This window comes from Paenibacillus sp. GCM10023252, assembly GCF_042653305.1.
Taxonomy (GTDB): domain Bacteria; phylum Bacillota; class Bacilli; order Paenibacillales; family Paenibacillaceae; genus Pristimantibacillus.
Genome location: NZ_JBHSHW010000022.1, coordinates 37,592 through 53,042, shown reverse-complemented (window position 1 = coordinate 53,042; position 15,451 = coordinate 37,592). Strand labels below are relative to the sequence as shown.

Here is a 15,451-nt window from a genome sequence, read left to right as displayed (position 1 = left end):
CTTAGGGAAAAGGTTCATTTTTTGTGTAGAAAGTCTGCTCTTATTCCATACTAGAGGTTGTAGGAGGTTGAATACAGATGTCGGTTAAAGGTCGTCATTTATTTACATCGGAATCCGTTACCGAAGGCCATCCAGATAAGATCTGTGACCAAATCTCGGATGCGGTCCTGGATGCTTTCCTTGAAGTTGATCCATATGCACGTGTAGCTTGTGAAGTGTCCGTAGCTACGGGCCTTGTGCTCGTCATCGGCGAGATTAGCACAACAGCGGATTATGTTGATATTCCGTCCATCGTGCGCCGCACGATTAAGGATATTGGTTATACTCGCGCGAAGTATGGCTTCGACTCCAGCACATGTGCCGTACTTACTTCCCTGAACGAACAGTCCGCAGATATCGCTCAAGGCGTGAATGCAGCGATTGAGACTCGTGACGGTAAGGATATTCGCCAGGAGAATGAAGACATTGGAGCAGGTGACCAAGGTCTCATGTTCGGATTCGCTTCGAACGAGACACCTGAGCTCATGCCGCTTCCAATCGCACTGTCTCACCGTGTAGCTCGTCGTCTGTCTGAAGTTCGTAAGAATGGTACTCTGGAGTACCTACGTCCGGACGGCAAGACGCAAGTCACGATCGAGTACATTGAAGGTAAGCCGAAGCGTGTAGATGCGGTTGTCGTATCGACCCAACATGCGGAAGAGATGACGCTGGAGCAGATCCAGTCCGACATTATGGAGCATGTCATTAAGCCGGTTATTCCTGCTGAATGGCTGGATGATGCAACCAAGTATTACATCAACCCGACTGGCCGCTTCGTAATTGGTGGCCCTCAAGGGGATGCTGGTCTTACTGGTCGTAAGATCATCGTCGATACCTACGGCGGCTACGCTCGTCATGGCGGCGGTGCGTTCTCCGGCAAGGATCCTACGAAGGTTGACCGTTCAGCTGCTTACGCTGCCCGCTATGTAGCTAAGAACATCGTAGCAGCAGGCTTGGCTGAGAAGTGCGAGATCCAACTGGCTTATGCCATTGGAGTAGCTACACCGGTATCCATTAACGTGGACACTTATGGAACAGGAACGGTAGCGGATGATAAGCTGGTTGAAGTGATTCGCAACAACTTCGATCTTCGTCCTGCAGGCATTATTAAGATGCTTGACCTGCGTCGTCCGATCTACAGCCAGACAGCGGCTTACGGTCACTTCGGCCGTACGGACATCGATCTTCCTTGGGAGCGCGTAGACAAGGCTGACAAGCTGAAGGCAGACGCTCTAGCTTAATACACAATCATAGATGAAGCCAGCGATCATTCGCTGGCTTCTTTGTGTTGTCTAAACTTTTTACCTCCAGATGCCGACAAAAAAGGTACTAGTGTCTTCTTAGGGAGTGAATATTGTGTTACGTAATCAGAAATCGCTCAGCATATTGGTAGTCGTGTCCATGATCGCACAGCTCTTGTTAACTGGATTAGCACTTGGGCCTCAAGAAGCGAAGGCTGCTGGGTCCAGCGGTCCTGTCCTTAATGGCATGTATCCGAATGGGGCAAGTGTGCCGAGGAATACCGATCTTATTCTTACCTTCGACGAACCGGTCAGGAAGGGTACAGGCAGTATTCGAGTCCGGAAAGTCAATGATAACACGGAGGTTGCTGCCTACGAGGTTAGCTCCAGCTCCTATGTGGCGATTCAGCCCTCGGAGAATGTAGTTCGTGTCAATCTGTCATCGAATCTGGTGGAAGGGACATCCTATTATGTTCTCGTGGATTCGGGCGCCTTCATCAGCAAGTCAACCAGTATCAACTATCAGGGGTTGAATAATGCTTCACTCTGGAAGTTCACTGTCGTTGCCTCAGATAATACCGCGCCCACCGTTAGCGTGTACAATCCTGCGATCTCACCACCTTCCAATACTGTGCCGGCAGCATCGAATCTGTCGCTTACCTTCAGCGAGAATGTGTATGCCACCAGCGGATATATTACGGTACAGAAGCGAAGCGGAGATGCGCAAGTATTAGATGTGAATTCAACAAGCGTGCAAGGAAGCGGAAGCAGCACCATTACGATCATCCCTAGTACCCCATTAAGTCCTGCAACTACCTATGATGTAACCATACCTAGCGGAGTGTTCATAGATGGTGCAGGCAACAGCTATACAGGAATTAGCGGGACAAGCTGGAGCTTCCGTACAGCAGACCCAGCTATGTTAACGACGATGATGCCTGAGGACAACGCATTAAGCGTCTCTCCAACAGCACCGCTAGTATTGTCTATTAAGGATCCTAGCAACAATCCTATTCCTATTAGCAAGGGCACTGGAAGCATCATGATTAAGCGAATCTCAGATAATAGTCTATTTCAGCAATTCAATATTACAGATAGCTCTCTAACGATCTCTGGCCACACGTTAACTATTCCTCATAGCAGCTTCCAAGCGAATACCGGCTACTATGTGCTAGCTGATCCAGGTGTACTGAAGGATGCGGCTACCGGATTCATCTCTTATCAAGGAATAACGGATGCTACTCTATGGAACTTCTCGACGACAACTGGCTTAGACACGATTGCTCCAACAGTATCCCTGCTTAGCCCACTCAACAATGCGAATGTGAATGTGTTGTCCGCTAATCTGGAGATGACATTCAGTGAGTCTGTCTATGCGGGAACAGGGGATATCGTCATTCGTAACGCTTCGACAGGAGGTGTCCTCGAGACGATTCCTGTTACCTCTTCCAAGGTTACCGGAGCAGGCAGCAACAAGATTATTATTAATCCTGCTGCGTCCTTCGCCAACAACACGACCTATTATGTAACGGTTAGCAGCCAAGCCTTCCGCGATCTTGTCGGCAATAACTATGCAGGGATATCCAGCTCCTATGGATGGACCTTCCGTGCTTCGCAGGATGCAGCTGCACCAATAATAGCGGCCTTGTCCCCGGATAATGGGGCTATTAATATGGGAACCGGATCTACGTTGACGGCTACCTTCAACGAACCGATATCGATTGTGAACAGTGTTGGGGAGGCCTTCATCAGGAAGAACGGAACCACAGCAGGAGCTGTTAGCGCTGTTCTCTCCCTTGACCCGAATGATAGTACGAAGCTGATTATCACCCCGTCAGCGCAGCTAGAGGCGAATACTGCCTATTATGTGGAGATTGGCAGCGGAGCCATTGAAGATCTAGCGGGCAATGACTTCGTCGGCATACTGAATGAGTATAGATGGTCGTTCCGTACGATAGGTTCGGATACCGCTATTCCGCAAGTGAGTAAGGTTGAGCTTACGAACAGCACACGCATCGTGTTGACTTACAATGAGGCGCTCGATTCCGTCTCGATTCCATCGGCCGCGAGCTTCTATGTGACAGTTAATAACTTGGCAAGGGCGGTTACGGCTGTTGCAGTCAGCGGACAGACGGTCAGCTTGACGCTGCAGAGCGGAGTCGTGTATGGACAAGCTGTTAAGCTAGCCTATACGAAGAGCACATCAGGGGGAATCAAGGACTTATCAGGCAATCAGGCGGCCAGCTTCTCCTCTAGAGATGTAACGAATGCGCCGGACAGCACCTTGCCAGTACCGTTAAGCGGATCAGCTAATGGAAGTCTGGTCACCCTTGTATTCAATGAAGAGCTTGCTGCCGTGAACAGTGCTGCCAATTCGCAGTTCTATGTGTATGTGGGCGGAACGTATTACAGCGTCCTAGGTATCTACGGAGTAGGCTCAACTCTCATGTTGACCATGAACGGAACCGTCGCTTCGGGTCAGACGGTAAGTGTAGGGTATACCCCAAGCTCCTATCCCATCAGAGATCTGGCAGGGAATGCGGTTGCCGGCTTCAGCTCCTTCTATGTTACGAATGGACTTGATGCAGCAGCTCCTGTCCTGCAGACCATCGCAGCCAGTGGAACGAAGGTAACGCTAACTTACAGTGAAGGGCTGAACAGCAGCTATGTACCGCTTGCCAATCAATTCACGGTGCTTGCAGGGAACATAGTGAGGGCGGTTAGTTATGTAGAGGTAGTCAATAATCAAGTGATATTGACGCTCACTTCCTCCCTTACAGCAGGCCAGAGTGTCTTGGTCAGTTATATGACAGGAAGTGTGAATACGCGCGACCTCGCAGGTAACCAAGCAGCAGCCTTCACCTCAGTTCCTGCGGGTTCTTCATCGGGAACAGCAGGTGTTCAAGGGGCTGTCGCTAAGGGAGCAACGGTGACGATTACCTTCAATGAGACGCTGAACGGGGCATTCGTGCCAACGATCTACCAATTCATCGTGAAGGTTAAGGGAGTTCCTTACTCCATCTCTAGAGTAGAGGTTGCAGGGGCAGCAGCTAAGCTTACCCTAGCAACGCCGGCAAGTATCGGGGAGACGGTAACGGTATCCTACACGAATACCGGACTTGGCCTGCGAACGGTGAGCAATAAGGTCATTGACAGCTTCTCTGACCTGAGTGCAGCCAATCAGACGACTTGGCTCGATTCGTTATCCGGAGACTATGAGGCGGCAGATGGCGGCGGTATCGGACTCAAGACGTCGGCGGCCAGCTTATCAACAGCATCGTCCCCAGCGGGATTCACAGCCAATCAATACCTCATCTCGGGTGAAAAGCTGACCACCGCCTACCAAGCGGCTCGTACAGCCGGTCAGACCAAGCTTCGCGCAGTATTCAAAGTGCCAAGCACGGAAAAGGCTGCTATTGTAGCTTTGCCGCTTAGTACATTACTGCAGGAATATCGTTATGGCAGTCAGTCTTCCTTCGCTGTTCAATATCAGGGAGCAACTTATGAAGTGCCTCTGTCTACACTAGACTTCGAGGAGCTTGGTCGCTTATTAGGGGCAAGCGCAGGTCTCGGCAACCTGTTCATTGAGATTGAGCAGGGAGCAACTTCCTTAACTAGTGGTCTCACGACTGCCATTACGAGAGCGAAGGCCCAGGTTATCGCCGGACCAACGAACTTCGAGGCATCGGTCGCCTATAGCGGTGCGAAGCAGCCGATCAAGGAATTCAAGAGTTATGTGACGAGGAGCTTCGAGACGACCTCGCCGGTTACACCCGGTCAGACAGCAGTTGTCTGGGTTGACCCACAGACGGGCGTATTGTCCTACGTACCGACTACCGTTACGACGTCTGGCGGTAAGTCGGTAGTCACCTTCAAGCGCAAGGGCAACAGCGCCTATGCACTTGTGCGTGGCGCAGTGACCTATACCGACATCTCCAAGCATTGGGCGAGGGCGGATATTGCAGCGCTGTCGAACAAGTACATCGTGGAGGGTCGCTCCGGCGGACTGTTCGCACCGGATAAGGCCGTCACTCGTGCCGAGTTCGCCGTCTTCATCGCCAGAGGCTTGGGACTGACGGGTGACAAGAGCGCAGCATCCAAGTTCGCTGACGTGAATACGGCAACGACACTTGCCGCTTATATTGGAGCAGCCTCCAAGGCTGGCATCGTGCAGGGCAACCCTGACGGCACCTTCAAGCCGAACAACACGATTACCCGCCAAGAGATGGCGGCCATGATGGTTCGTGCAGCGAATGCTGCCGGGGTGAATGTGCAGTTGTCCTCTACGGGCGCCTACCTTGGCAAGTTCAAGGATAGCAGCCGAATCAGCTCATGGGCTCAGACGGATGTAGCGAAGGCCGTCTATGCCGGCATTATTAATGGCAAGACTACGACGACCTTCAGCCCAGCTACGAACGCTACTCGCGCTGAAGCAGTGGTCATGATCAAGCGTATGCTCGACTACGTTGATTTTATTTCACTATAACAAGCAGGTTTAGTTATTAATTCGAGCTGTACTCCGATTGTTCATCTTGAAAAAGATGAGTCGGAGTATGGCTTTCTTTTATACGGGGAGGCACATGATGAGCGGAATCACTATATACATGGTTGCAATTATTGCACTCGGGGTACTTGCTGGACTATTGCAGCCACAGAAGAAGCGAAGAAGGAAAAAGAAGCGGACACAAAAAACTGCAGCCCAAAAAAGCAGCAACCTTAGTAAGCAAGTGGGGCATCGAGCTAGTAAAACGGTTAGACCCGATGAAAGGATTCTTGCCAGTCCGTTAGATGATCTAAATGGGGTAGAGTTCGAGAGATTGCTTGCATTGTATTTCCGGGACCAGGGATATATCGTTCATGAAGTCGGAATTGGAGGGAATGATGGCGGGGTGGACTTAGTCATTGTGGACAAACGCGGAGAGCGAACGGCCGTTCAGGCTAAATGCTACGCTAATCACAACCTGGTTCCCGTGCAAACGGTTCGTGAGCTAGTCGCTGCAAAGCGAAATCATAATTGCATGCTGACTCTGCTGATTACAACCTCAGACTTCACTGGACCGGCAAAAAAGGAAGCAGAGCAATTCCGCGTAGAGTATTGGCACGGTGGAGTAATAGAAGAAAAGTTATTAAGATGGGATAAGTGGGCCGTGAAAAAGAGTGTTAGAAGAAGAGGAAGCCTACAATAACTCGCGTTCTATTGGAGATATCATGTTGAGCCTAGCTTGTTGGATGACGGTGCTGCCGCCCTCCCGCTTCCTTCTGTAGTGAAGGAGTGAGAGGGCGGTCTTTTTTATGAAAATAGGTATGTTCTATTTTCCTTTGCTACACTATCCCCTTCGCTCAGAGGTTAGTCTCCGGCTCCTGATTAACGGGGATAGTGGGGCAAGGAGGGGGAACACCCCCTGCCTCTCCTCCCTGACGGAAGGGGATAGTGTCATAAAGGGACAAGAAAGACGGCCCCCAGGTACTGAACTGAGCGAAGGGGATAGTGTCCTAAGGGGCTGGAAGCCCCATAGCTAACAACATACTCTATCACTATTAGGAATTCAATAGTAATAATCTATCGACCGTAACTTTTGACAAGGTTAGGTAGTCTATATCTATTAGATTACGGATGGGAGAGTTGCGCTTACGATGAGAGATGTACGTTTACATAAGGATAATGATAGTCAGAAAACTGCCGGAAGCTCAGGTCTAACTAGAAAAGTGCTGGTAGCGGTAATAGGAGGATCCATCATGATCCAGTCTATGTCGGTCGTGGCACCGGCTAATCTGACGAAGGCTGGCAGCTGGCTATTGACAAATGCTGCGTCAGCAGCAGCTTCCAGTGCGTCGGAACAACAAGCAGACGGTTACGGGCAGATAACGGACAGCAGCGCTGAGGCATCGGATACGGAAGCAACGTCTGAGGGCACAACTGGTGCAGCTGATGGCACAGATGAAGTGTCACCAGCAGCTGGCGGAGCAGGAACAACAGGAACAACAGGGACTGCTGGCGGTTCCAGCAACGCAGAGGCCGCTAATGCGGTGACGCCACTGACTGCAACTGCTGCAGCGTCGGCACTGAAGTTAGTGACGCAGGAGAATATTGCTGCTGGAGCCAAGCGGATTGACTACCTATGGACAACGACAAGGAACAGCAGACCTGCAAGGGCAGACGTTCACGTGATAGAGATTGATCTAACGAACCCGTATGTGAAGCTCGATGTGATGAGCGGGAAGAATAATACGGTCGGCTCTGTCAACACAGTGATGAACATGGCTAAGGAGAATGGTGCGGTGGGCGCCATTAACGCCGATGTGTTCATCATGGGCTCAGAAGGCTCGCCTATGGGCTCCCAGATCTCGAAAGGTGCCATGATCTCCTCGCCGATGCAGTTGAGGGGAATGTTCGCCTTCGGCATTACGAAGGACCGCAAGCCTACAATCGACCGTTACAACTTCGATGGCAAGATTACGACGGACGCCGGTCTGACCTACCCGCTAGCGGGTATTAATCAATCTGCCTACAACCCGGAGTCCACTCCGGATACAGCGTATAGTCATGTAGATGCCATGTACATCTACAATAGTGCTTGGGCGGGAGCCGAGCGGCCGAGGGGCTCGTCTACGACACCGACAGAGGTGCTCGTAAGGAACAATGTCGTGGAGAAGATATCCGACGGCAAGCCGCTCCCGGACAAGCCTCCGGCCGACGGATATATCCTGCGGTCGCACGGCAAGGCCGCTAAGTTCGTTCGGGACAACATGAAGGCAGGGCAAGTGATCACTGCTGCTTATTCCTTAATCTCTCAGACTAGCGGCAATAAGATTGACCCGGCTTCCTATGATATGATGGTCGGCGGCCATACGATATTGGTAGACAAGGGGCAGCCGTCTTATTTCTCACGGGATATTAATGGGGTTAGCGGCAATTCCTATCGTTCACGTTCATCCGTAGGATACTCGCAGGATGGAACGAAGGTGTACCTCATCACGACAGAGGATTACGGAGATAGCACAGGAATGACGCTGAAGGAGCTTCAGAAGGTTATGGTTCAGCTTGGCGTCTACCAAGGGATTAACCTCGACGGCGGCGGATCTACGACTATGATTGAACGGCCATTAGCTGAGACGGGGCTTACGTTAGCTCACCCGACGGAATACGGGTCGTCTATGCGCAGTGTAGCGAACGCGATCGGCGTATTCAGCTCCGCTCCACAAGGACAGCTGAAGGGCGTGAAGGTAAGCGGGAGCCGGCTCGTCTTCATCGGTGGGACAGCGTCTTATACAGCCAAGGGCTACGATACATACTATAACCCTATTGCGGCAACTGGTGCTCAAGTGAAGTGGGGCGTAGACAACACAGCTGTCGGTACGATGAATGGCAATGTGTTCACGGGCCGCAAGCCAGGCAAGGCGAACATTACGGTGCAATACGGCGGGACGACAACGAAGCAAGCGGTCGAAGTGGTTGGTCAAGACCAGATAGCCGCAATGACCATTGACGCTGGCTCAGCTATACTTGCGAAGGGAGCAACGCTCTCCACGGCGGTAACCGTGAAGCTGAAGAACGGCAGCAGCTACAAGCTGTCCGGAAGCTCACTCACGTGGGAGTATGTAGGCTTCAAGGCCACGAATACAGGCAGCAGCATTACGATTGACTCGGTGGATGCAGGAGCGAAGAATGGCTACGCCATAGCGCGTTACGACGGTTACGGCACGATGGTCCCTCTCACGACTGGCGGCACCCTAAGGTCGGTGGAGACATTCGAGAAGCCTGCCTACGGCATTACTTCTCAGGCAACACCAGCTACGACGAAGGGCAGCGTTAGCCTAGTCACCGATCTGGAAGGCAGCGGAGGTTCCAAGGCGCTGCAGATCTCTTATGACTTCAAGGCGGGTACGGGGACGAAGGCTGCTTATGCCATTTTCAACGGGACATCTGGTGTACCTCTATCTGGGTCTCCTAAGTCCTTGTCGATGGATGTCTATGGAGACAACAGCTTGAACTGGCTGCGTGCGGAGATGACGGATGCGGATGGGAAGGCTCATCTCGTTACGATTGCGAAGCAAGTAGATTGGAGCGGGAAGAAGCAAGTGAAGGTTGACCTGTCCTCCTATGCCATGAAGTACCCGGTGAAGCTGAAGAAGATCTACATCGTAACGATTGAAGAGGGCTGGGATGAACGGGCCCTGACCGGAGCGGTTGCGATAGATAACATTACACAGGAGAATCCGCCAAGCGTGACAGAGCCGGCACGTGCTGTCGTCACGATGAACATAGGAAGCAAGACCGCGACGGTGAATGGCAAGGCGTTAGCACTCGAGACCGCGCCAATCCTGGAGAAGGGTACAACGTACGTACCCATCCGCTTCGTAGCAGACAGCATGGGTTCTAAGGTCATGTGGGACGGCAAGGCTTACCGGGTGAGCGTGCTGCGCGGAAGCAAGCTGCTGGAGCTTGTTATTGGACGCAAGGACATCGTAGTGAATGGGGTTAGGAGGACTTCAGATGTGGCTCCGATGATACGTGGAGGTCGTACTTTGGTCCCTATTAGACTTATCTCTGAGCAATTCGGACTAGAGGTCTCCTATGAGGAAAAGACTAAAAAAATTACAATTCAATAATATGGAATGATTAAGAAGGTTTAAGGAAGTCTTCGGCTAATCTATGGTATGATAGAAAATATAACCTGTGATGACGGCTATGCCCGCTTATGCCTGGTTAACGCTCGCTTAGAAAGGTTGCCGATTGCTCTTGGACCATCGAATCGTAGACATTAACCGAGTGATTAAGAATGCCATTCAGGTGATGGAAGACAGCAAATATCAAATTTATGAAATATGTGAGAACGCGCGCACCGAATATGAATCCCTTGAGCTGGAGCTTACCCAAGTGCTCCAAGAGACCGTCTCAACCATTGAGAAGGTGGATAAGCTTGAGCTGGATTATCGGCGCGCGCGTATCCGCTTGACCGAGGTTAGCCGTGACTTCGTCAAGTATAAGGAAGATGATATCAAGTCTGCTTATGAGAAGGCTACACAGCTGCAGCTTGATCTGATGGTCTACCGAGAGAAGGAATCCTATCTGAAGGCCCGCCGCGATGATCTTCAGAAGCGGGTTAAGAATGTGGAGAATTCAATCGAGCGGGCCGAGACGATCGGTTCGCAGATTAATGTCGTGCTTGATTATCTGTCTGGCGATCTCAACCAAGTGACTAGAATACTAGAGTCAGCGAAGAATCGTCAGCTTATAGGTCTTAAGATTATATTGGCCCAAGAGGAGGAGCGTAAGCGCATCGCTCGGGAGATTCACGACGGTCCGGCCCAGTCCATGGCCAATATAGTGCTTAGGACGGAAATTGCGGAAAGAATGCTCATAAAGCAGGAATTCCAGATGGTGCAGGACGAATTAATAGATTTAAAAGGCCAAGTCCGTTCAGGACTCGAGGAAATTCGCAAAATTATGTTCAATTTGCGCCCAATGGCGCTGGATGACCTAGGACTTGTGCCTACCTTACGTAAATATGTGCAGGATTTTGAAGAAAAAACTCGAATCCGCACAGTTTTTGAAATGGTAGGAAAAGAGATGCGAATGCCTTCCGCTATGGAAGCCGGCATATACCGATTGGTGCAGGAAGCCTTCACCAACGCAATGAAGCATTCCAGCGCAAGCTACGTATCGCTCGAGATTATCTATCAATCACAGATGGTGAAGATCTCCATTCAAGACAACGGCATAGGCTTCCAGAGCGAGCTCGTAGAAGCGAGGGCGGATCATAGCTCCCACTTCGGACTAGTTGGTATGCGCGAGCGTGTCGAACTTCTCGAAGGGAGGCTGGACATTTTATCTGAATTGGGTAAGGGAACCAAGGTTACGTTCCATATCCCCATCACCGCAGAGCATAGAAAGGAGTAAGATGACGATGGACCAGAAGGCAGCTGGCGGTAAGGGAACGATAAAAATTTTACTTGCCGACGATCATCAGCTTTTCCGAGAAGGGTTAAAGCGGATTCTGAATATGGAAGAGGATCTTGAAGTAATTGGAGAATGCGGCAACGGCATTCAAGTGCTGGAATTCTGCAATCATACACAGCCGGAAGTCGTGCTCATGGACATTAATATGCCGATTGAGAACGGCGTGGTCAGCACAGAGAGGCTGAAGACGATCTTCCCGGAAGTAAAGGTTATTATTCTATCCATTCACGACGATGAGAGTTATGTGTTCGAGACCCTTCGCAAGGGCGCGACGGGTTACCTCCTGAAGGACATGGAGGCGGAAGCTCTTATTAATGCCATACGTTCAGTAGCGAACGGCCATGCTTATATTCACCCTAAGGTAACAGGCAAGCTCATTAATCAATTGCGCCGAATGACTTATCTCGATGAGATGGGCGTCGTATCCGGAGCAGCTGCTGCTCAGGAGACAGGCGTGAAGTTCATTGCAGGCGAAGACAATCCGCTCACTCGCCGCGAAGCCGAGGTGCTTCGATTAATGGCAGAGGGCAAGAGCAACAAGATGATTGGCGAATTCCTCTTCATTAGTGAGAAGACCGTGAAGAACCACGTGAGCTCCATCCTTCAGAAGATGGAAGTGGACGATCGTACCCAAGCGGTGATTACATCCATTAAGTGCGGCTGGGTGACGTTGTAGACCAATGATCTCTTGAATACATATAACCTGGAAGCCCCTTGCTGCAGCGCAGCAAGGGGCTTTGCTTATGCAATCGGTGAGACATAATAGTGAAGAGCCGGATGAAGATTCTTGAAGGGTTAACCCGGTTAAGGCAGCTATGCTATCATCCGGCGCTTTTTCGTAGAGGGGTATGAGAGGTCGTCTGGGAAGCTGGAACAGCTGCTTGAGCTGGTGGAAGACTCTGCGGTGAGGGGGAAGCGGATGCTGATCTTGGTCAGGAGCTGGATGAGAGGCAGCAAGCTTACTTCTGTGTGACGGATGGTGGTAAGGCGGTGAGCCTTGTCCGTCCTTGCCTAAGAACCCTTGGGCGGAGCAGAGCATATATTGTCACATAAAAGAGGAGGTGGCCGCCATGGTTGAACTCTTATTGTTGATCATATGCTGTTACGTTGCAGCTGCAATGTCGGTGCATCTGGCTTATTGGCTGCTGAGCAGAAGGCTTCGGCCAAGCAAGCATTATGTACTCGTTGCAGGTAATGAACAGAAGAAGATTGAATGGTATATGCGATCGTTCTATGTATTCTCGAAGAGTACCGGGACCGATGTGAAGCTGACCTTAATTGACCATGGGGCATCTGACGAGACGCTGGATATTGCAGAAAAGCTGGCTAGATTGGGAACCGGTATTACCGTTAGGAAGGCAAAGCATCGCGGAGACCCCAGCGGAGAGCAGGCATTCGGGCATCTCCTTGAGGAGCCGGATCACCTCATGTGGATGCTTCAGGCCGAGGGGATTGTGTCGAATGCGGACCATGCGGTACTCGTAGACCTTCGCAACCCCAATGATTTGTCGAAGATGCCTTTTTGAGCTATACTGAAGGCTGATAGAGCGTTGAGAGTTCTGTAATGAGTGATGAAGAGAGAACAATTAAAAGAAAACAAATAATTGAGAACAAATAAAAGAGAATAAATAAAAGTTCGGAGTGAAGCACACCCGTTGGGCGCCTGAGGAAGGCGCTCTGGGTGTGTTTTTTTGCGTCCTTAGGACACTATCCCCTTCGGTCAGGGGGGAGGGGGGTTGTGGTGCTTGGGTACACTATCCCCTTCGGTCAGGTGAAGAGGGGGAGGTTGCTCCTGAACGAAGGGGATAGTGAGCAAAAGAGAATTAGGAGGGATGCCCGTGAAGGCTAATGTGTATGCCGTAGAAGTAAATGGGCTTTGGCAGGTTCATTTTACAATAGAGTATGGGGTTGACAGGTTATTCTGGTTGGATGCTGGCTATCGTGACGTTGTCATGAAAAAATATGCTGAAGTAGGCGCAGAGGCAGCGAGTGGAATTGGGCAAGCATCGGTAATGCTGTTGTGGGTCAAGCCTCTCCCTCTCGGGGATGCAATTCGTGTGAAGGAGCTGTGGGAGGAAGCAGGTAGAAGTATGCTGGGGTGGAAGCTGTTCAAGCTTGGTGCAAGTAAGGAAAGGACGAAGCTTGCTGGCTCGGGAGATGGGGATGAACAGGAGGTGCAATTGCTGGTAGACCGCTGTATGGAGCAAGTTGAGAGAGAGGCGGCAGATAGGAGCGGGAACGGGAGCAGAAGCATGAGCAAGAGTAGGAGTAGGAGTAGAGACAAGAGTGGGAACTTGAGCATGAGCAGGGGGTTTGGGATTGGGTTGGGGTGGATTGGGAGTGGGATTAGAAATAGAGATAGAGATAGAGATAGAAATATTAATAGCAATGAGAAGGGGGTGAAGGGTAATACAAAGAAGCTAGACAGGGATTATGAGGTGTTGAGACTGCTTCCAGATTGTCATCCTCATGTGAGTGAAGGGGAGGAGGAGGGGGATGCTGCTGTGCAGGCGAAGCGCGCCGAGGGCAAGGGGCTGGCTGCGCAGACGAAGCGCGCGGTTGCTGCCCTCCAGGGGCGTGCGCTGCTTCGCAGTGAAGCGCACGCCCTGCTCGCAGGCGCGGCGGGCGATGCTGCCGCGCCCGCGAGCATCCGTGCCGCGCTGCAGCTCGCGGCACGGCTTGGGGGGCTGCGCCTCGCCGGGGCAGTTGCCCCCGTGCGAGGGCGCCCGGGCCTCGCGGCGCTTGCGCTGCTGCGCGCGCCGCGGCGGCCGGGGCTCCGCTGCCAGCGATGCGGCAGCGGGGAGGCGCACCTGCGCCGCACGCCATGCGCGGCGTGCGGGCGGCTGTGCGCCTACTGCTCGGCATGCCTCACTATGGGCCGCAGCCGCGAATGCGAGCTGCTCGTGCTCGGCATGCCTTCGCAGCTAAGCGGCCGCGCTGCGCAGGCGGCCGCCCTTCATCCGCGCGAGCAGCGCCTCGCGCAGTGGGGCCTCAGCCCTGCCCAGACGGCTGCAGCCGGGGCCGCGCTCCAATACATAGAAGAGCTGCAATTCGCTCGCCGTAGTATCAGTGTACCTGTACACGCAACCGGATTATTGCGCAAGGAACAACAGCGCCTCGCCTCGCTGTTCCCGACCGCGGGGTCAGCATGTGGATTACGACAGCGAACTATGCCGTCCTGCCGCTTCCTTCTATGGGCAGTGACCGGAGCGGGCAAGACAGAGATGATCTTCCCGCTCATCGAGTCCATCCTGCTTCGAGGAGGCAGGGCCCTGCTCGCCACTCCCCGCCGAGATGTCGTGCTGGAGCTCGACCCGCGGCTGAGGAGGTCCTTCCCTTCGGCAAGCGTCGTCACGCTATACGGCGGGAGCAAGCAGCGCTGGGAGACGGGCCAGATTACACTGGCCACAACCCATCAACTCATGCGATTCCGTCATGCATTCGACCTCGTCATCATTGATGAATTGGACGCCTTCCCTTACCACGGCGATCCAATCTTGCACTACACCGCCCAGCGTGCCACCGCGCCGGAGGCGGTAACCCTGCTGCTGTCCGCAACTCCTCCCGCGGATATGCAGCGTGAAGCCCGGCGCGGCGCGCTGCCCCATGCCCGAGTGCCCGTGCGGTTCCACCGCCGTCCGCTTCCGGTCCCGAAGCTGCTCGCCGCGCCGTCAGTTGCCCAGATGCTCCTCAAGCGTCGCATCCCTCGCCAGCTCATTCAAGCGATGCAGCAATCCGTCGCGCGCGGTGCACAGCTCTTCGTCTTCGTCCAGCGTATCGCTCAAGTCGAGCTCATGGCCGCGCTGCTGCGTGAAGCTCTCCGGCTCCCAGAGGTCGCCTCGACCTCATCAACGGACCCGGACCGCGCTGCCAAGGTCCAGCGCTTCAGGAATAGAGAGACCCGTGTGCTCGTCACAACGACGATACTCGAGCGCGGCGTTACGATCCCGAAGAGTGACGTCTATATTCTGGACGCAGGAGGCAAGCTCTTCGACGAGGCGTCCCTTGTTCAGATGGCAGGCCGTGCCGGAAGGTCCGCTGACGATCCCTATGGTCGCGTCTACTTCTGCAGCCGAGAACGAACGAAGCATCAGATATCTGCCGTGCGTCATATTCGTTCCATGAACCGCCTAGCCGCACGAAGCGGTTATCTCTTGCCCTAATCTCTTGCCCTAATCTCAAGCTCTAATCTCTGCTCTAATCTCTGCTC

The 15,451-nt window shown here is 52.6% G+C and carries 8 protein-coding genes; all 8 read left to right on the top strand.

What is annotated here, in order from left to right:
- The first annotated feature begins 77 nt into the window (after positions 1-77).
- The 8 genes from metK (at position 78) to ACFO9Q_RS13560 (ending at position 15,404) form a co-directional block, all read left to right on the top strand.
- Positions 78-1,280, top strand: coding sequence for a methionine adenosyltransferase (gene metK, locus ACFO9Q_RS13595; protein ID WP_379182864.1), 1,203 nt, complete (start codon positions 78-80; stop codon positions 1,278-1,280).
- A 115-nt stretch (positions 1,281-1,395) separates the two neighbouring features.
- A complete protein-coding gene (locus tag ACFO9Q_RS13590; RefSeq protein WP_379182862.1) occupies positions 1,396-5,766 on the top strand; it encodes an Ig-like domain-containing protein in 4,371 nt (1,456 codons plus the stop codon).
- Positions 5,767-5,860: 94 nt separating this feature from the next.
- Positions 5,861-6,466 (top strand): restriction endonuclease, encoded by a 606-nt coding sequence (locus tag ACFO9Q_RS13585; protein ID WP_379182860.1) that lies wholly within the window; start codon positions 5,861-5,863, stop codon positions 6,464-6,466.
- 550 nt (positions 6,467-7,016) lie between these two features.
- Positions 7,017-9,890 carry a stalk domain-containing protein gene (locus ACFO9Q_RS13580; protein WP_379182858.1) on the top strand — a complete coding sequence of 958 codons (2,874 nt, stop codon included), beginning with the start codon at positions 7,017-7,019 and terminating at the stop codon, positions 9,888-9,890.
- A 130-nt stretch (positions 9,891-10,020) separates the two neighbouring features.
- On the top strand, positions 10,021-11,181 hold the full coding sequence (locus ACFO9Q_RS13575; protein ID WP_379182856.1) for a sensor histidine kinase: 1,161 nt from the start codon (positions 10,021-10,023) through the stop codon (positions 11,179-11,181).
- 7 nt (positions 11,182-11,188) lie between these two features.
- The gene (locus tag ACFO9Q_RS13570; RefSeq protein WP_379182854.1) at positions 11,189-11,917 is read left to right on the top strand and encodes a response regulator; all 729 of its coding nucleotides are present in this window, start codon (positions 11,189-11,191) and stop codon (positions 11,915-11,917) included.
- A gap of 394 nt (positions 11,918-12,311) precedes the next feature.
- Positions 12,312-12,767 carry a hypothetical protein gene (locus ACFO9Q_RS13565; protein ID WP_379182852.1) on the top strand — a complete coding sequence of 152 codons (456 nt, stop codon included), beginning with the start codon at positions 12,312-12,314 and terminating at the stop codon, positions 12,765-12,767.
- A gap of 312 nt (positions 12,768-13,079) precedes the next feature.
- Positions 13,080-15,404 (top strand): DEAD/DEAH box helicase, encoded by a 2,325-nt coding sequence (locus tag ACFO9Q_RS13560; protein WP_379182850.1) that lies wholly within the window; start codon positions 13,080-13,082, stop codon positions 15,402-15,404.
- Positions 15,405-15,451: the final 47 nt, after the last annotated feature.